Below are 16067 nucleotides of genomic sequence, written 5' to 3' on the forward strand. Positions count from 1 at the left end.
TCATTCGCAATGGCGAAATCCCCCACAAAATGGGTCGTATATGCCACGCTAAGCCCCTTATTTCGCTAAGTTTTGCATCGTCCGACCCATACACCACCGCACCCATCTCGCCCTGCAATCAAAGCGAGAGATTAAAACCCCGCAAGGGGGAGGGGGCATCGCACGGCTCGCTGTCGGCGACAAAAAAACAAAACCGCCAGCGTGGGCGGTCTTGTGGTGGAGAGAAAGGATTATTGGTTAAGGGTCTGGTCATGGGCGAGTAAGGCAGCCTTGACGGCTTTGGCGACTGAACCGTAACGCTCAACCAGTCTATCCAGTGCGGCGAGAGCTTCGGCATCCTTTGGCATGAACTGCACGGTGGTGGAACGCAGAGCCTTGGCGTTGTAATTGGCTTTGGCTCGCTTGGTGTATTCGGTATTGGCATAGTTTGACATGACAAACTCCTTATGGTAGTATAATCGGTAATGTAAGGGGTGGGCGGTGTTTCCAGTCGCCCTGCCGTAGGTTAAACCCTTAGGCACTTGGTATTAGTACGCTGGAGTACTAATCATTACCAAGACCACAACGATCAGAAGTTTTACCAGAACTTTCATCTCGTTTCTCCTTACAGGTTGTCGCTGGTTTTGCTTAACAGGTCAGCGAATTAACCTACAAGGCAAGGCTCCTACCCCTTGCCTTGTTGTTTGTATTATATCCTAGATAGTATATAAAGTCAAGTAATTTATGCCATAACTGCGTGAATTATTTGGCTTTTTTTATTGCCAAAGCCTTTTGTTGTAAATCCATCATCTACAACACGCCATCATTTACCCCCACGCCATTCATCGACATAATAGCCAACAAGCAAAACGCCCAAAGCTGGCAGGCTCTGAGCGTTTTTAATTTAACCCTTTTAATGCAGAAAAGGATATAAACTTAGATGAATTTTAACATAGATTTTGGGCAGTGGGTAGTAAAAATGCTGGAAAAATATGAAAGTTCCCCAAAAGTAAGATTCTTAATTAACTGGCTGGTGGCGTGCTTAACAATTTTTGTTTTGGCGAGCCTTATCACAGCAATTCGCTGGTGGTAGGGCTTGACAAGGGTGTGGTAATGGGCTAATCAAACCCCTTTTCGTACGCACGCACCGCTTCTACAATGAGCTGGTTTTGGGGCAATCCTAGACGCTCTGCAACTTGTTCAATCATAGCGATGTCATCTAAGTGTAGCTTAAAGGCTTTGATTTTAATACCCCTTTTAGCATCGCTATCAGCTTGGATTTGGGTGCGTGATTTGGGGTTTGTGGTAACTTTTGGCATTTGACTTTTTCCTATGGGTTTGTTAATATAAAAGATAAGGAGTGGCTAGGCGTTTCCACCTAACCTGCCTTAGTAGTTCGGAGCTACCTTAGGCTTTTACTGTTAGTAAGCTGGATAGCTTAGCAACAGCAGAGCGATGATTACGATTAGTTTAAGTGCCGTTTTCATCGTTTACTCCTTGTTTTTTGATGGTAACGATGGCTACCACCTTACCAATCAAGCAACCCTTGCTTGATGGTGTATATTATAGGTTAAACCTACATTAAAGTCAAGTATTTTCTGGCTTTTTGCTAAAAATATTTGACTTTTTTATCGCCTTAAAGAAAGGGCTTGACAAAAGCTCACTCAATACGCTATGATAATTGCAAGGTGTCGAAACCTCAATCATAAGCGGATAACCGCAACCGAAATTTTAGCGGTTTTTTAATATCCAAAATTCACTATACGAATTTGTATGGTGCAAAAATCCCCAAATTTCCACTGTTGGAATTCCAACACTGCAAAAGTTTATGTTGGGGGTGGTGGCGAGATAAGGCGAGCAATCGCACGAATAAGCCCAGCCGACTTATGACGGCTTTCGAACACCCCTAACGCCCTAATCGGCAAATTTCGAAAAATTTCATAAGGAGTTCATAATGAACAATCTTTCTGTTGCCAATATCGCAATCTCCACTTACAACAACCTTTTTTCCTTGAACGATTTGCACAAAGCAAGTGGCAACGAAAATAAACACCGCCCAACTTTCTTTTTTCAAAACCAACAAACCAAAGACCTAATCCACGAAATTGAAAGCGAAAACACCATTGCCTACCACACCGTAAACGGTGGTAAAAATCGTGGCACTTATGTCTGTGAAGAACTGGTCTATGCCTATGCGATGTGGATTAGTGCTAAATTCAATCTAATGGTAATCCGAGCGTTTAAGGCTCTTAATACTGGTGCTATTCCTTGCCTAGCCAAAACCACCACCGACGACCGCCGTCATCTGGTGCAAGCGGTCAATGCCTTGGTTCATAAACACAGACTGCCCCACGATGAAGCCTATCGCATGGTGCATCAGTATATGGGCGTTGGTGGTATTGATGAGATTGCCCTTGATGATTTGCCAAAGGCGGTCGCTTATGTGCATCGTCTGACACTAGGCAGTAGCCATGATGAAACGCACGCTAAGAACAATGCCTTTTGGCGTACTGTTGGCATGATAGAATACGAGCGTCTGTGTGAAGACCTAGATGCCATCTCATCTGTCATCACCCGAGCAGGGCAAACGCTAGCCAATCTCAATCGTTCAAAGGCGCTGATTTATGACGCCTTGGCTGAACAGCGAATGGCTTGTCATGGCAAATACGACCGCCAAGCCATCACTGATGAAGCCTATGCTTTCATTGGGCGAGCATATCAACGATAAAAAAGAATGGCAGACCTAAGCCCACTCTGCCAACTCATCAAACATGTCTGGTGTACTGTCATTGCTCGGTAGACTTGGTGGTCGTCTGCCCTGCGGTAATTTGATGGCAGGGTCTGGGGTGGCGGACGGCGACAGTTCGCCATCGCATTCGCAGTTGTAAGTACCAGTCCAGCCACAAGATAGGTTTTGGCACTGCACCCACAGCCGTCGCAGTAAGATGTGTTCGTTACGACTGGTGCGAATGCGGATGGTTTTTTGTTTGCAATGTGGACAGATCCAAGACATGATTTAGCTCCTTATTTTTTTGTTAATTATACCACCGATGATTGAGAACAAAGGGACAAAATGGCTATTTTTTGGCTTTGGCGCGAGCTTGTTTTTTCTGTTCGCGGGCTTTTTGTCCGTCTTTGGATTTGGGGTTTTTGGCGGTTTTGGATTCGTCCTTGCCATCTTTGCCTTTTTTGGACTTTTTGTCGTCTTTTTCGCCTACGGTGACGGGCGGTGCGGTCTCGTCAGACTCGGACAAGAGCCGTTCACATTCGATGCTGCAAGTATAGCCGCTTTCATCCAGCTGATGGACAACATTGGTCAGCGTCCAGTCGTGGGCGTCAATACTGTCTTTGATACCGACTACCATCACAGGCATCTGTGGCATGAGTAATGGGTCGCCGTGGGCGAGCGTATAGCTTAGCTTGGCGGTATCTCGGCGTGCGCGTTTGTAGGCTGCCATCGCTGCTTCGGTGGCGCTTTTTTGGTCGCGATGCACATAGCGTATCTCACGCACGCTGTCATCTTCTGTGCCGACCAGCACGGGCACTTTGTCTTTTTTGGCAACATCATAAAAATGCGTGCGCACACCTGAGATGCTGTCTGCATTCTCGGTGTAGCTGTGGCGGTCGCCTAGGGTGCGTGTGATGACCATCGTGGGTAGTGGCTCGCCTGACACGCTCTCATGCACACCAAGCGGCATCATCAGCAAGATGTCGTCCTTAATCATTGCGGTGGCGTCAAACTCTTCGGCAAGGCGTGTTAATAGACTGATGTCCGATTCGTTCTGATCAAGGTGATAAATATCTTTTTTGGCAAGTTCTGGGTGGATCTTGGCGGTCAGACCATGCTCGTGGGCGATTTGTTGGGCGATTTTGTCCAGTGTGGTTTTTTCAAAACTGCGTTCTTTTTTCTGGCGAATGGTCTCTTTTAGATCGGCGGACATGGCTCGGATGGTGAGCGTGTCTGGTGCGCCTTGGTGGGTAATTTCGTTGACAATGAACGCCCCTTTATAGACCATGCTGGTCGTGTGCCAGCCCAAATGCAGCTCAATGAACGCTCCTTTGAGTGGAATTTCAAGCGCCCCATCATGGTCAGATAAGCTGACTTCCAGCGTGTCGGCTTCAAGCCCACGGTTGTCGGTCAAAGTCAAACTCATCAGCCGTGAATGAATGCCATCGGTCATGTTTTGCCCGTTGATGATGAGCGACCAGATGGGCTGTGGGTAGCTTTGTTCTAAGGCGTTGGCAATGTTGCCTGCCGCCAATGAGATAAAGTCCGCCCCTGCGTGCAGGACGGTTTTGCCTTGTTGCTTTAAAGCATCGATGCGTAAATTTGTCATTGCGTTCATCATTACCCCCTCCCTTTATTGCCCTTGACCAATATCCAACCCATAATCATTCGCCAAGCCGACCACTTTGCCAGTATCTACGCCATACGCGGCGGCGGTCTGTAATGCTGCACCGCCCACCGCTCGCAAGGTGTTGTCTTTCAAGGTTTTTGGCGTGCTGATTTGGGTCAATTCGATGATAAATTCCACCTTTCTTGCCGTGCCGTTCTTGAAGAACACGCTGTGTGTCTCATTGATGGACTCGATCACATATTGCCCCCACACACGCCCATTGCCACAGATGAGCGGATAGGCTTTGCCTTTGTCTGCCATGTTAGACAGCTGAATCAGTGATTTTTGGTTACCAAACTCAGGAACGATAGAGCCTGACAGCGTAATGCTGTTCTCTCCACGCCCCAAAAACTGATACGCTGGCAATGTACCAACACGGCTATTACTGGCGTGCCGCCATTCTGTTTTTTGGACAAGCTGCTGATAAGCGGCGGTGCTGATGCGAAATACGAACATACCAATAATCATCATCATAATTTCATCTCCTGTTAATCGGTCAATCTGGCACGGTGGCGAGCGGCAGATTTGGCTTGGAATTTTTCCAGCTCTTCACGCACTCGCATGGCGAGCGTGCGTTCGTCCATGCCAGAGGTTGCGTGGATATTGATAGTGATGTTGCTTGCGCTAGTATGCGATGCGCCCGCTGATGATGCGCCAGCGCCCGCCGTCACCGCATTAGCAGATCTGATGGGTGTCACATGAGCAGGCTTTGGCATCTGGGTAGCATTGCGACTCATGAGCTTAGGCAAATGGTTCAATGCCATGCCAACCAACGGATTTGCACTCAATTTTGGGGCGACCATACACACCAAATCACCAGCGACATTGTCAGAGCCAAGCGATTTGCCCACCGTTTGTGCCATTTTGATAGCAGGGGTGGCGATATTTGGGCGGCTAAGATAATCCATCACACCGCCATAGGTCTTTTTGAGCGGCTCAAATCGTCGGGCAATCCCCACCGTCATACCATCCATGATATGACCACCGATTTTTCTCATGACGCGGCTTGGGCTGTGAATGTCCATGCTTTTTCGGGAAAAACTTGGCATGTATGAATTGACCTTTTGCCACACGCCTTTCAATCGCTCAAATCCTGCTTTGATACCACCAATCAAGCCATCAATGATGTTTGTGCCGATGCTACGCATTCTTGCACCCAGACCAGACAAATAGCCGATGACAGCGTTAAACGCCGACTGAATGGCATTTAAAATGGCACTACCGCGGAAAATAGCGACTAGGCTATTCCAGGCATTACTGATGATGCTTTTGATTCTTGCCCAAACACCAGAGATGAACGCCATCACTGCATTAAATTTGGCGACAATTGCCGACCAGATGGCAGATGCTCCTGTAACAACATAAGATCTGATCATTGTCCAAGCATTCAGTGCCATCATGCTAATGTTTGTCCAAACACCAGAGATGAACGCCACCACTGCATTAAATTTGGCGACAATATCCGCCCAAATACCAGCAACAAACCCAGCGATGAGCGTTTTGATTGCTTGCCAATAGGTTGAGATGGTCGCTGTGATAGACTGCCACGCACCACTGATGGCAGCGCTAATATTGCCCCAAAGCGTGCTAAAAAACGCACTGATACTGCCCCAGTTGGCAATAATCATCCGTGGGATACCGATGATTGGGAAAATAAAATTTAAAACAGGATTATTGGTAAAAATACCATCAATCGTACCGATAATATTCTTAAATGCATTCACCACGCCATCAATCGCCCCCAAGACAATGTTTTTTACACCATCCCATGCCGAGCTGGCTGACTGACTGATGCCATCCCAAATGGCACTTGCTTTTTGCTGAATGCCATCCCAAATACCACCCACCCAAGTCGTGAACTGCGTCCATTTGGCCTTGATACCATCCCAAAAAGCCATCAGATACGGCTTAATCTTATCCCAATTGGCATAGATGAGATAAGCTGCCACCGCAATCGCTGTGATGACGGCTACGATGGGATTGGCAAGCATGAATTTACCCAACATCAAAAACGCCTTGCCCACCCCAAAAATGGCGGTTTTGGCAAAGCCAAGCACCCCTGACAAAGGCTTTAAAATATTACCAAATTTAGTAAAGATCGTCCCTAGTGTTACCGCTCCACCAGACAGGTTTGCTAAAAATAGATTTAGCGAAAAGAAGGGCATGAGCATCAAACTTGCCACCCCCGCCAAAAGTGCCAATGACCCTAAAAGCGCCACCACCGCCACCGCTGCTTTTGCAAAACCCTCAAAGAGATTAGGATGAGCGCTTGCCAATGCTGTTATCTTATCCATCACAACCGAGACACGCTCTGCAATATCTGCCAAGATTGGCAATAAATGCTTGCCGAAATCTTTGCCGAAATTTTGCATCTTAACTTTGACCTGTTCAATCTTAAAGCCTGTTGTCGAGATGGCAGAATCATATTCAGCATCGACCGAACCACCAACCTTGCCCTTATCTTTGACGGCAGCAGTATAATTTGCAAATTTGGCAGGGTCATTCATCATCTGTGCCAGCACTGGCAAAGCTTCATCACCACTAATCATACTAGCATATGCCAAGCGCTGTTCTTCGGGCAGCTTACCAAGCATTTCAAGGTATTTTTTGATGGCTTTTTCTGGATCTTTGAGCATATCTACCGCCATCTGTTCAGCGGTCGTCCCCAGAGATTCCCAAGCCTTTCTTTGAGATTTGGTCGCAGAATCTCCTTTGGTGAGTGATTTGATGATATTTTTAATGCCTGTGCTGGCACTGGATGCGTCAATACCTGACAAACTTGCTGCCATTGCTGCAATTTGCTCACCTGAGACACCAGCTGCTGCACCGACAGAGCCTGCGTATTGCACCACTTCTAGCAGGTATTTGGCGTTGTTGGTCGAATTGTTCCCAAGGTAGTTAATTTTATCAGCCAAACCCTCTACTTCATTTTGAGACAACTTCATGGTTGAGCGAAGCTCAGCGATTGCCTGACCCACATCAGATGCCGTCATATCCCACGCCACCGAAATTTTGGAGGCAGATTCGGCAAACTGCATCAGCTCATTTTTGGCAATACCACCTTGAGCGCCACCTGCAACAATGGCAGCGACATCAGCAAAACTCTTGCCAAGACGGTTTGACATCTGCGTCATCTGTGCTTCAAACTGATGATATTCTTGGGCAACTTTGCCATCAATCTTTAAACCATCAACAACTTTGGCAACATCTGCCATAGACTTCTCACCGTCAATGGCAAGTTTGGCAGGAATACTAAGGGCTGTTCCTGCAACGGTGGCAGATTTCATTGCTACGCCTGCAAGATCTTGCAACCGGGCTTTTTGTTCTTGGGCTTTTTGGTGTTGTGCGCTGACTTGTTGCAGCCGCTGATAGTTTTGCTCTTGTTTTTTTAGGGCGGCGGTAGTGCGAGCAATATCTTGCTCCATGATTTTTTGTACCTGTGCAAAACTTTTGCCTTGATGCCCTGCTTGGTTAAGTTCTTTTCGGTAACTTAATAACTGCTTTTGACTGCCAGAAACTGTATTTTCTAGCTTTTTAGTCTCATTCTGAGCCTTTTTAAGTTCTGCTGCCAGCTCTTTGCCGCCACCTTTCGCCATTTGTTGTTGTAATGCGGCGATTTTTTTTCTGTTATTGTCAAGTGCTTGGCTGGCTTGTTCAAAATCCGCCTTCATCTTGATAAAACGATCGTTTTTTAAATTTAGCTTCTCAAGTGCTAGAATTTTTTTCTGCGTATCGCCAATCTGACTCTCGAGTTTTTTAGCGGACGAATTCATTTTTTCAAGAGCGCCTGAAAGTTGATCGCTACCTTTGAAATTAATGTTTAAAAATAATACACTCATTGCAATCCTTGACTTTCACTCAAATAATGGTAAGATAAAACAAACTTAGGGGGCTTATAATGACTGACAGACTTGACGAACTTCTGAAAAAACAACTCTACCCAGAAGAAATTGCTCGACAAAAAAGAAGAGAAGAAACCCTAGAGCTTATTGCTAGAACAAACAAATCCCTAGAAGAAGCTCAAAGACAACGCCGGTTATGGGCAGAGAAAAATGCCAAACGAGCCAAAAAACGCTCAAAATTCAGCTTACTTAAAGCCGTGGGGTTATCTGCCATTATCTATTCTCTATTCTCATAATTTACTCAATAAAAACCCCGCCATTTGGCGGGGTTTTTATTATGATGTTTGATGACGCTCCACCGCCAGATTATTCCAGCTCATCAACTCATCAAGCGTAAAGTCCGCACAATCTGACAGCGTCCAGCCAAAGACCACCGCCAGATTAGCAATGACCTCTTCTACTCGCTTGGGGTAGCCGTGTTCTCGTCCGCCAAAAAACCAAGCACCTCACCGACCAGCTCCATAAATTCGCTGATTTCCATGCGTTCAAGGGCGGGCTGTGGTAGGCTTGGCGTGGTAACACGAGGAATGAGTTTTAGTAGCTCTTCGGTATCAAAATTAAACAGCTTGGTAAGACTGATGCCTTTTAGGTGGCTGACAAAAGGCTTGGCGATGGTGATTTCGGTGATGGTGTTCTCACCAAGTTTGACGCCGTGTGTTAGGGTGATTTGTTTACTTGTCATAGGATTTATCCTTTTTTTTAAAATGGTGGGAAAGCCCACCGTTACGAGTTAAAAATTACGCACCGATATTTTTACGGTGTTCCGCCAGCATGTCTTTACCATTGACATTCTCAATCATATTTGGAATATCAACCTCAATCACCACTTTGCCATCAATGGTGAGCTTGTAGTAGCTCCAAATCGTCTTGATGGTCACTTCGGTATCTTCGCCAGATTGAGCGTTGCCTAAGTCGATCTCCTCATGGCGACCACGCACCACGATTTCTACGGCGGTGGTTTCGCCTGTATCGTCCTGCTGGTAAGAGCCCGCAAAGCGTAAGCCCACCCCTGCAACGGTTGGCGTGCCAAATTGTTCCAGCACCGTCTTATCAATACCGCCCAATTTCCACTCAAATTCTGTGATGTCGTCGGATAAGCCTAGGTCAATCTTGACCGAGCCATTCATACCACCGCCACGCCAGTCTTCAAATTTGCGGCCAAGCTTAGGTAGGGTAACTTCGCCTGTCTGACCAAGGTAGCTATTACCTTCGTTGAACAGGTTCATGAGTTTTAATTTTTTTGGTAATGCCATCTTTTAGCTCCTTTTAGGCGTTCACACGAGCCGCAAACTCAGCCAAATAGCTGTCAGTAATGCGTTGGCGAAGTGTTAAGTTTTCCAGCGGCGGCACTGGTGTGTAGTCATAATCCAGACGCAGCTGACCATCTTTGAGCGTCTCTTTGGTGTTCAATTCTGGGTCGTACCAGCATGAACCATCAATGATGTAGCCTTGGGCTTTTAGGTCACGGAATTTGGCGTTAATGCCTTCGATGATGTCTCGGATAAGACTTGGATGCATTGGCTTATCCACCGCCCACATGTGAGCTTCTGCGATGGTATCTGCCAACACCTGCGCTGTGCGAGTATAATTTTCAAATGCAAATAGCGGGTCGCCCGAGCAAGTGCGAGAACCCCAAAATCTAAAGCCGTCTCGCTGAACGAGTGTGGTTACTTCGTTTTCGTTGAGATACCCTGCATCTGTCGCTGATGATTGCAGCTGAAAATAAACATCTTTGGAGATGCCGGTTACGCCGTTGACAGGGACATTGGACAGGGTCTTATGCCAGCCGACCTCTTGGTCAAGCTTTGCCCGTAAGCCTAGTGCATACGCCACGGCAGGGGCGGTGGCGTTGGCATTCTTCACAGTATCCCACGCCAAAAAGTCCGGCCAGATAACCATCATTTCACGACTACCGTGTGTGTCTCGGTAGGCTTTGGCTTCCTCTTTGGTATTTGCACCATGTGCCGACACATAAGCAAAGGCTCTAAGCTGCTGCGCCACCGCCGCCAACGCTGTCGCCACCGCTGGTGTATCAAGCCCCGGTGCGCCTAGGATGCGTGGTTTGACACCAAGTTTGGCCTCCGCCGTCAAAAGCGCTTTCATGCCAGTATAGACGCCGTTTTCGGTCGTGCCGACGATGGCCGATGCCTGCGTAGATTCGTCATCATGATGCGGCACACGCACCACCACCGTGATGGCGTTGGTCTGATCGCTGATGGCTTGTAGGGATTTGGCCAGCGTGCCTTGTTTGCCTGCCTTACCCACAGCGGATTGGACATTGGTGATCAGAACTGGCGTATTTTCTGGGAAAAATTGGGCATCGGCATCGCTTGCGGTGGCAACAAGTCCGATGACTGCTGTCGATACGGTACGAATGGGGCGTGTGCCTTCGTTAATCTCCAGCACTTTGACGCCGTGATGGTAATCGGTCATATAGACTCCTTAGGTGGTCAAATTCAAAAACACCCTTAGGATAACGACACCCATAACAAAAATCGCTCACCCCATGTTGTAGATGATTGATTTACAACAACCCACACGCCACACATCGCATGATGATGGTTAAGATAAGGCAAAATTAATTTTGGTTTGACTTATGAGCCACGACATCATCCGCAGACTTGAAAATCTTATCCGCATTGGCACAGTCGCCAGCGTGGATCATGCTGCTGCACGCTGTACAGTGGACTGCGTGGGTATCATGACCGCCCCGCTGCCGTGGATCGCCGCACGAGCTGGCACAGATAGGACTTGGGATGCTCCGACAGTGGGCGAACAAGTGCTGGTCTTTGCCCCTGGTGGCGAGATGATGCAAGCGGTGGTGCTGATGGGGCTGTATCATGATGGCAACCCAGCACCCGCTGCCCAGCCAAATATTAAGACACGACACTTTGAAGATGGCTGTACCATCACTTATGACACGAGCGCCCACGCCCTATCAGCGATTTTGCCAAGCGGCGGCACGGCAGTCATCACAGCAAATGGCGGCGTTACCATCAATGCCAACGCTGGTATCACCATCAACGCCTCTGGTGGTGCAACCATCAACGGAAACACCAAAATCAACGGCAATCTCAACATCTCAGGCGGTATCGCAGGCGGTACCGGCGGTGGCGGCGGTGCGACGATTAACGGCACAGTCAAAGCAACAGGCGATGTGGTGGCGGGCAATATCAGCGTCCAAAATCACAAACATCGTGAGCAAGGCGACGGTGCGATGACTTCGGGGGCGATGTGATGATCAGCAGACATGACGGGCAAGTGATGAGCCACATTGACCAAATCCGCCAATCCATCACAGACATTCTCACCACGCCCGTCGGCAGCCGTGTCATGCGTCGTGACTACGGCTCGCTGTTGCCTGAACTGATTGACCGCCCGATTGATGATGTGCTGATTTTACAAGCCTATTCTGCGATTTATACCGCCCTTCTTCGGTGGGAAAACCGTGTCATCATTGAGGCGATCAGCATCGGACAAGTCAAGCAAGGCATTTTGGAGGTGCGACTTTACGCCCATCTTGCCGAGTTTGGCGTGGATGGCGTGCTGGATGTCGGTGTCGCATTAAGCTAGAACTGGGGATAAAAATGAATGTTGATTTTAATACACTTGCCATGCCTGACATGATCGAGACGCTTGATTATGAAACGATTTTAAATAATCGCAAACAAGCACTCATCGCACGCTTTGATGGCAAAGAGCAGGACAATATCCGTGCAATTTTGGCTCGTGAAAGTGAGCCTTTGACGAAGTTTATTGAGGAAAATGCGTATCGTGAGCTGATTTTGCGTCATCGCATCAACACGGCCGCTCGTGCGTGTCTGTTGGCGTATGCCACGGGGGCGGACCTTGACCACATTGCTGCTAATTTTAATGTCTCTCGTCTACTGATAACACCTGCCACTGAAGATAGTCCTGCCGTCTATGAGTCGGACGAGGTATTTCGTGGGCGAGTGCAAAGAGCCTTTGACCGCCTATCAGTGGCAGGGCCAGAGGCGGCGTATAAATACCACTGCCTGTCTGCTGATGGGCGTGTGGCGGATGTGGCGGTGATTAGCCCCAGCCCTGCCGTGGTGAATATCGCCATCTTGCAGGCAGACAGTCAGACAGGCGAGGCATCAGATGAGCTGGTGGACATAGTCAATCGTGCGGTCAATGCCGAACATGTACGCCCTATCGCTGATCGTGTGAGCGTCCAGTCCGCCACCATCACACCCTACCGCATTCGCGCCAAGCTCTACATCACCAAAGACCCAGAGGCATCGGCGGTACTTGCTACCGCCAAAGCCAAAACCCAAGCCTACACTCAAGCAAAAAATCGCATCGGTCGCTCGGTACGCCTGACCGCCATCCACCACTGTCTGCACATTGATGGTGTGGCACGCATTGAGTTGATTGAACCAAAGGCCGACATCGCCATCAGTGCATTACAGGCGGCGTATTGTGAATCCATTGACATTAGCATTGGGGGTATTGAGTGAATATCAATCATCTGCTACCGCCCAACGCCACCGCCTTTGAACACGCCATCACAAGCGAGCTTGCCAGTAGCACTCATCTTGATGTCAATATTGACACGATAAGCCGCATTGATGAAGTCAGTGATGATTTTTTGGGCTTTTTAGCGTGGCAATATTCAGTGGATAGCTGGGACGAAAGCTGGCAACCATCACTCAAAAGAGAATTGATTAAAAAATCATTTCGCCAGCACCAGCTCAAAGGCACCAGAACAGCAGTACGTGAAATCTTAGAAAAATTTGGCTATGAGGCGACTTTTACTGAGTGGTGGGAGGCTGAGCCAAACCTACCAGCAGGCTCGTTTCGCCTAGAATTATCCACCGCAGGGGCGGCCATGAGCGAGGCGGTCTACCAAGAGCTTAATCGACTCATCAACGACGCCAAGCCAGTCAGCCGCCACCTGACCAATTTATCCATTACTTTAACGCCAAAAAGCGACCTATATCTGGGCGTGGCGGTGCAGATGGGTGATGAGACTACCATCTATCCTAGGGAGACAACATGACCACTTATCATACGCTGATTACCAATAACGGCAAGGCACAGATTGCCAACGCCATCAATACCAACACCAAAGTCGCCATCACACACCTTGCCGTAGGCGATGGTCGAGGGGCGACACCTGCGCCCAATGCCACCGCCACACGCCTTACCGCCGAAAAAGCTCGTGTGGCGGTCAATCATGTCGGACGCCACGCCACCACCGCCAACTGGATTGAGGTTCATGCCATCATTCCATCAAGCACGGGCGGATTCACCGTGCGTGAGTTCGGTCTGTACGCTGGCACGACACTCATTGCCGTAGGCTCATTTCCTGCGACCTACAAGCCATCCGCCACCGAAGGCGGCGCCCGTGAGATGAGCATCAAGCTCATCATCGCCGTGGAAAACGCCAGTGTGGTCAATGTAACACTTGACGATTCGCTCGTCTATGCAACACGAAAATGGGTGGAGGATAATTTTGTCAATCATGACGAAGTAATTGATAATCTAACCTCTACCGAAACAACCAAGCCGCTATCTGCTCATCAAGGCAAAATCCTAAACGACAAAATCACCGCCACAGACGCCAAGGCAGACACCAAAGCCAATCAGTCCACCACCATCATCGCAGGTAATGGCTTGACAGGCGGTGGCGATTTATCCACCCATCGTACGCTATCACTTGGCACACCCAGTAAAATCACCGCAAACAGCACCAATGTGGCAGTCTCCAATACCCATAGCCACGAGATTGATAAGGCAAGCACGACCATACAGGGCATTGTCCAACTTAATGACACCTTGACCAGCACAGCGACCAATCAGGCTTTGACAGCGAATCAGGGTAAAATCCTTGATGAGAAAATCACCGCCGTCAATGCCACTGCCAACACCAAAGCCAATCAGTCCACTACCATCACCGCAGGCAATGGCTTGACAGGCGGTGGTAATATGACCGCCAACCGCACGGTCGCACTTGGCACGCCAAGCCAAATCACCGCAAGCACAACCAACAGCGTCACAGCAACCAGCCACACCCATGCTATCGATAAGGCAAGCACGAGCGTGGCAGGTGTTGTCCAGCTGAATGACACCTTGGCAAGCACCGCCACCAATCAGGCTTTAACAGCGAATCAGGGCAAGGCGCTGAATGATAACAAACTGGATAAAACTGGAGGTGTCTTGACAGGGACACTCTATGCGGCGAACAGCGGTATTAAAGCTGCCAGCGATAATGATACAGGCATTGAGTGGTTGCGTGATGGTGTGGTGCGAATGATTGCCGATGGTCGAGAACGCTTAATAATTGAGCATGGTGGTACAACTTTAAAAACCCAAGACGGCATTAAACTTTCTCTGCAAAACGATAAAAATCTTGTGCTGTATGATGAACAAAATCGCCCTGTTTTTTCCAGTAATGCTGTATTGTCAGACCTAGCAGGCAAAGTCAATAAAGCTGGCGATACAATGACAGGACATCTTGCTGTTACCTATAATTCTGACTGGGTGGGTATGGCAGTCAAAAACCCAAATAATCAAAAAAATGGTTTTTATGATGTGAATATTGGTGGCGTAACCAGAGGGTCATTCCAAATTGCTCACGCAGGTAATAACGCTTACAACGCCATCATCAATATCACTCCACAAGGCGACAATGCAGAGGGAAGAATTGCAGGTCTAACGGTTTCAGCAACAGGATTACATTCTCACACCTATGGACATTTGCACGAGTATTTTGTAAAAACTCGTGACGATCAAACCATTGATGGTAACAAGACTTTTAGTCAAGAAGTGGTTACAACTCAAGCCAATGGCTTTCGCATTAAAAACTCCGCCAAAAATCGTTCAATTTTTTGGCGGTTTGATGGAGATGTATTGTATTTATTAAAAACCCCAAATGGAGACCCGAATGGCAACTGGGATGATGCTCGTCCCTTGGAATGGAATGTTAATACCAATCAGCTTGTGGTGCGTGGCAATGCCGATACTACAACACGACTCCAAACCGCCCGTAACATCGCAATGACTGGCGATGGCTCGTGGAATGTCAATTTTGATGGTTCTGGTAATGCCATAGGCGTGATGACTTTATCCAATTCTGGCGTAACCGCAGGCTCTTATAACTCAGTAACAGTGGACGCAAAGGGTCGTGTTACTCGTGGACTAACCCAAACGCACGGATTAGTAACAGCAACCAGTGCGACAGGCACAACCAACACCGCCACCACCAACACCAACACATTCTTGAACATCGTGGCAAGTGGCGTGGGGCAAACTGCGTCCGTTGGCTCAAGTACGCAAATCACAGGCACGAATGGCATAAGCGTATCATCAGATACTGCTGGTAAGCTTATTGTTACTCGTGATAGTAACTCGCCTACCGCTACCAAACTCCAAACCGCCCGCACCATCAGCCTAACTGGGGCGGTAACTGGTAATGTCAATTTTGATGGGTCGGGGAATGTGAGTTTAACTACTACTCAACAAGGATTTACACAAGACTTTGCTGAAAGTGGGTATTCAAAGTTGCCCAATGGATTAATCGTTCAATGGGGGAAGACACCTTTAATACCAGATGAAGGCAATGCTGATATTAGATTCCCTATTGCTTTCCCAAGGGGGGTCTTATCCATACAGCTCACCGAAGATAACAACACCACCAGAAATGCTCATGCCAGCCATTGTATTGCGAGAAATGCAAACCTGACCGGTTTTAATTTTTGGTTTAATTCAACTTTATCCATTAGCACAAAATGTTACTGGATGGCTATTGGCTATTAGGAGATTT

At 48.1% G+C, this 16067-nt stretch carries 18 protein-coding genes; 8 read left to right on the forward strand and 10 right to left on the reverse strand.

Going from position 1 to position 16067, the window contains the following annotated elements:
- Nucleotides 1-29: 29 nt before the first annotated feature.
- Nucleotides 30-263 carry a hypothetical protein gene (locus LU290_RS07070; protein ID WP_277807906.1) on the forward strand — a complete coding sequence of 78 codons (234 nt, stop codon included), beginning with the start codon at nt 30-32 and terminating at the stop codon, nt 261-263.
- On the opposite strand, the gene LU290_RS07075 is transcribed toward LU290_RS07070, so the two are convergent.
- Both LU290_RS07075 and LU290_RS07080 read right to left on the reverse strand, forming a co-directional pair.
- The gene (locus LU290_RS07075; RefSeq protein WP_277807907.1) at nt 231-434 is read right to left on the reverse strand and encodes a hypothetical protein; all 204 of its coding nucleotides are present in this window, start codon (nt 432-434) and stop codon (nt 231-233) included. The two genes, LU290_RS07070 and LU290_RS07075, sit on opposite strands and share 33 nt — an antisense overlap.
- A 663-nt stretch (nt 435-1097) precedes the next feature.
- Nucleotides 1098-1298: a hypothetical protein gene (locus LU290_RS07080; protein ID WP_277807908.1), complete on the reverse strand. Its 201-nt coding sequence runs from the start codon at nt 1296-1298 to the stop codon at nt 1098-1100.
- A gap of 635 nt (nt 1299-1933) precedes the next feature.
- Here LU290_RS07080 and LU290_RS07085 point away from each other — a divergent pair.
- On the forward strand, nt 1934-2707 hold the full coding sequence (locus LU290_RS07085; RefSeq protein ID WP_277807909.1) for a KilA-N domain-containing protein: 774 nt from the start codon (nt 1934-1936) through the stop codon (nt 2705-2707).
- Nucleotides 2708-2722: 15 nt separating this feature from the next.
- Here the strand turns inward: LU290_RS07085 and LU290_RS07090 are convergent, their stop codons facing one another.
- The 4 genes from LU290_RS07090 to LU290_RS07105 all read right to left on the reverse strand — a co-directional run bounded on the left by LU290_RS07090 (nt 2723) and on the right by LU290_RS07105 (nt 8149).
- Entirely contained in the window at nt 2723-2992 is a 270-nt protein-coding gene (locus tag LU290_RS07090; RefSeq protein ID WP_277807910.1) for an ogr/Delta-like zinc finger family protein, read from the reverse strand.
- Nucleotides 2993-3056: 64 nt separating this feature from the next.
- Nucleotides 3057-4328 carry a contractile injection system protein, VgrG/Pvc8 family gene (locus tag LU290_RS07095; protein WP_277807911.1) on the reverse strand — a complete coding sequence of 424 codons (1272 nt, stop codon included), beginning with the start codon at nt 4326-4328 and terminating at the stop codon, nt 3057-3059.
- A gap of 12 nt (nt 4329-4340) precedes the next feature.
- Nucleotides 4341-4850 carry a phage tail protein gene (locus LU290_RS07100; protein ID WP_277807912.1) on the reverse strand — a complete coding sequence of 170 codons (510 nt, stop codon included), beginning with the start codon at nt 4848-4850 and terminating at the stop codon, nt 4341-4343.
- A gap of 14 nt (nt 4851-4864) precedes the next feature.
- On the reverse strand, nt 4865-8149 hold the full coding sequence (locus tag LU290_RS07105; RefSeq protein ID WP_277807913.1) for a phage tail tape measure protein: 3285 nt from the start codon (nt 8147-8149) through the stop codon (nt 4865-4867).
- Nucleotides 8150-8274: 125 nt separating this feature from the next.
- Between LU290_RS07105 and LU290_RS07110 the strand changes: the two genes are divergently transcribed.
- Nucleotides 8275-8514: a hypothetical protein gene (locus LU290_RS07110; protein WP_277807914.1), complete on the forward strand. Its 240-nt coding sequence runs from the start codon at nt 8275-8277 to the stop codon at nt 8512-8514.
- A 39-nt stretch (nt 8515-8553) separates the two neighbouring features.
- On the opposite strand, the gene LU290_RS07115 is transcribed toward LU290_RS07110, so the two are convergent.
- From LU290_RS07115 to LU290_RS07130, 4 genes are read right to left on the reverse strand one after another with little or no spacing between them, the layout of a single operon-like run.
- Nucleotides 8554-8667, reverse strand: a complete 114-nt coding sequence (locus LU290_RS07115) for a GpE family phage tail protein (protein ID WP_306417096.1) — start codon at nt 8665-8667, stop codon at nt 8554-8556.
- A gap of 8 nt (nt 8668-8675) precedes the next feature.
- Nucleotides 8676-8960: a phage tail assembly protein gene (locus tag LU290_RS07120; protein WP_277807915.1), complete on the reverse strand. Its 285-nt coding sequence runs from the start codon at nt 8958-8960 to the stop codon at nt 8676-8678.
- Nucleotides 8961-9015: 55 nt separating this feature from the next.
- A complete protein-coding gene (locus tag LU290_RS07125) occupies nt 9016-9531 on the reverse strand; it encodes a phage major tail tube protein (RefSeq protein WP_277807916.1) in 516 nt (171 codons plus the stop codon).
- A 13-nt stretch (nt 9532-9544) separates the two neighbouring features.
- Nucleotides 9545-10711: a phage tail sheath protein gene (locus LU290_RS07130; RefSeq protein ID WP_277807917.1), complete on the reverse strand. Its 1167-nt coding sequence runs from the start codon at nt 10709-10711 to the stop codon at nt 9545-9547.
- Between the two features lie 163 nt (nt 10712-10874).
- On the opposite strand from LU290_RS07130, the gene LU290_RS07135 reads away from it, so the two are divergent.
- From LU290_RS07135 to LU290_RS07155, 5 genes are read left to right on the forward strand one after another with little or no spacing between them, the layout of a single operon-like run.
- Entirely contained in the window at nt 10875-11516 is a 642-nt protein-coding gene (locus tag LU290_RS07135) for a phage baseplate assembly protein V (protein ID WP_277807918.1), read from the forward strand.
- Entirely contained in the window at nt 11516-11851 is a 336-nt protein-coding gene (locus tag LU290_RS07140) for a GPW/gp25 family protein (RefSeq protein WP_277807919.1), read from the forward strand. The genes LU290_RS07135 and LU290_RS07140 overlap by 1 nt, the downstream gene beginning before the upstream one ends.
- A 14-nt stretch (nt 11852-11865) precedes the next feature.
- A complete protein-coding gene (locus tag LU290_RS07145; protein ID WP_277807920.1) occupies nt 11866-12759 on the forward strand; it encodes a baseplate assembly protein in 894 nt (297 codons plus the stop codon).
- The gene (locus LU290_RS07150; protein ID WP_277807921.1) at nt 12756-13301 is read left to right on the forward strand and encodes a phage tail protein I; all 546 of its coding nucleotides are present in this window, start codon (nt 12756-12758) and stop codon (nt 13299-13301) included. Before LU290_RS07145 ends, LU290_RS07150 begins: the two co-directional genes overlap by 4 nt.
- Entirely contained in the window at nt 13298-16060 is a 2763-nt protein-coding gene (locus tag LU290_RS07155) for a phage tail-collar fiber domain-containing protein (protein ID WP_277807922.1), read from the forward strand. The genes LU290_RS07150 and LU290_RS07155 overlap by 4 nt, the downstream gene beginning before the upstream one ends.
- Nucleotides 16061-16067 lie beyond the last annotated feature (7 nt).

This window comes from Moraxella nasibovis, assembly GCF_029581575.1.
Classification (GTDB): Bacteria; Pseudomonadota; Gammaproteobacteria; order Pseudomonadales; family Moraxellaceae; genus Moraxella; species Moraxella nasibovis.

Coding starts and splice junctions, on each gene's coding strand:
- LU290_RS07070 (WP_277807906.1), top strand. CDS start 30: ATGGGTCGTATATGCCACGCTAAGCCCCTTATTTCGCTAAGTTTTGCA.
- LU290_RS07075 (WP_277807907.1), bottom strand. CDS start 434: ATGTCAAACTATGCCAATACCGAATACACCAAGCGAGCCAAAGCCAAT.
- LU290_RS07080 (WP_277807908.1), bottom strand. CDS start 1,298: ATGCCAAAAGTTACCACAAACCCCAAATCACGCACCCAAATCCAAGCT.
- LU290_RS07085 (WP_277807909.1), top strand. CDS start 1,934: ATGAACAATCTTTCTGTTGCCAATATCGCAATCTCCACTTACAACAAC.
- LU290_RS07090 (WP_277807910.1), bottom strand. CDS start 2,992: ATGTCTTGGATCTGTCCACATTGCAAACAAAAAACCATCCGCATTCGC.
- LU290_RS07095 (WP_277807911.1), bottom strand. CDS start 4,328: ATGATGAACGCAATGACAAATTTACGCATCGATGCTTTAAAGCAACAA.
- LU290_RS07100 (WP_277807912.1), bottom strand. CDS start 4,850: ATGATGATGATTATTGGTATGTTCGTATTTCGCATCAGCACCGCCGCT.
- LU290_RS07105 (WP_277807913.1), bottom strand. CDS start 8,149: ATGAATTCGTCCGCTAAAAAACTCGAGAGTCAGATTGGCGATACGCAG.
- LU290_RS07110 (WP_277807914.1), top strand. CDS start 8,275: ATGACTGACAGACTTGACGAACTTCTGAAAAAACAACTCTACCCAGAA.
- LU290_RS07120 (WP_277807915.1), bottom strand. CDS start 8,960: ATGACAAGTAAACAAATCACCCTAACACACGGCGTCAAACTTGGTGAG.
- LU290_RS07125 (WP_277807916.1), bottom strand. CDS start 9,531: ATGGCATTACCAAAAAAATTAAAACTCATGAACCTGTTCAACGAAGGT.
- LU290_RS07130 (WP_277807917.1), bottom strand. CDS start 10,711: ATGACCGATTACCATCACGGCGTCAAAGTGCTGGAGATTAACGAAGGC.
- LU290_RS07135 (WP_277807918.1), top strand. CDS start 10,875: ATGAGCCACGACATCATCCGCAGACTTGAAAATCTTATCCGCATTGGC.
- LU290_RS07140 (WP_277807919.1), top strand. CDS start 11,516: ATGATCAGCAGACATGACGGGCAAGTGATGAGCCACATTGACCAAATC.
- LU290_RS07145 (WP_277807920.1), top strand. CDS start 11,866: ATGAATGTTGATTTTAATACACTTGCCATGCCTGACATGATCGAGACG.
- LU290_RS07155 (WP_277807922.1), top strand. CDS start 13,298: ATGACCACTTATCATACGCTGATTACCAATAACGGCAAGGCACAGATT.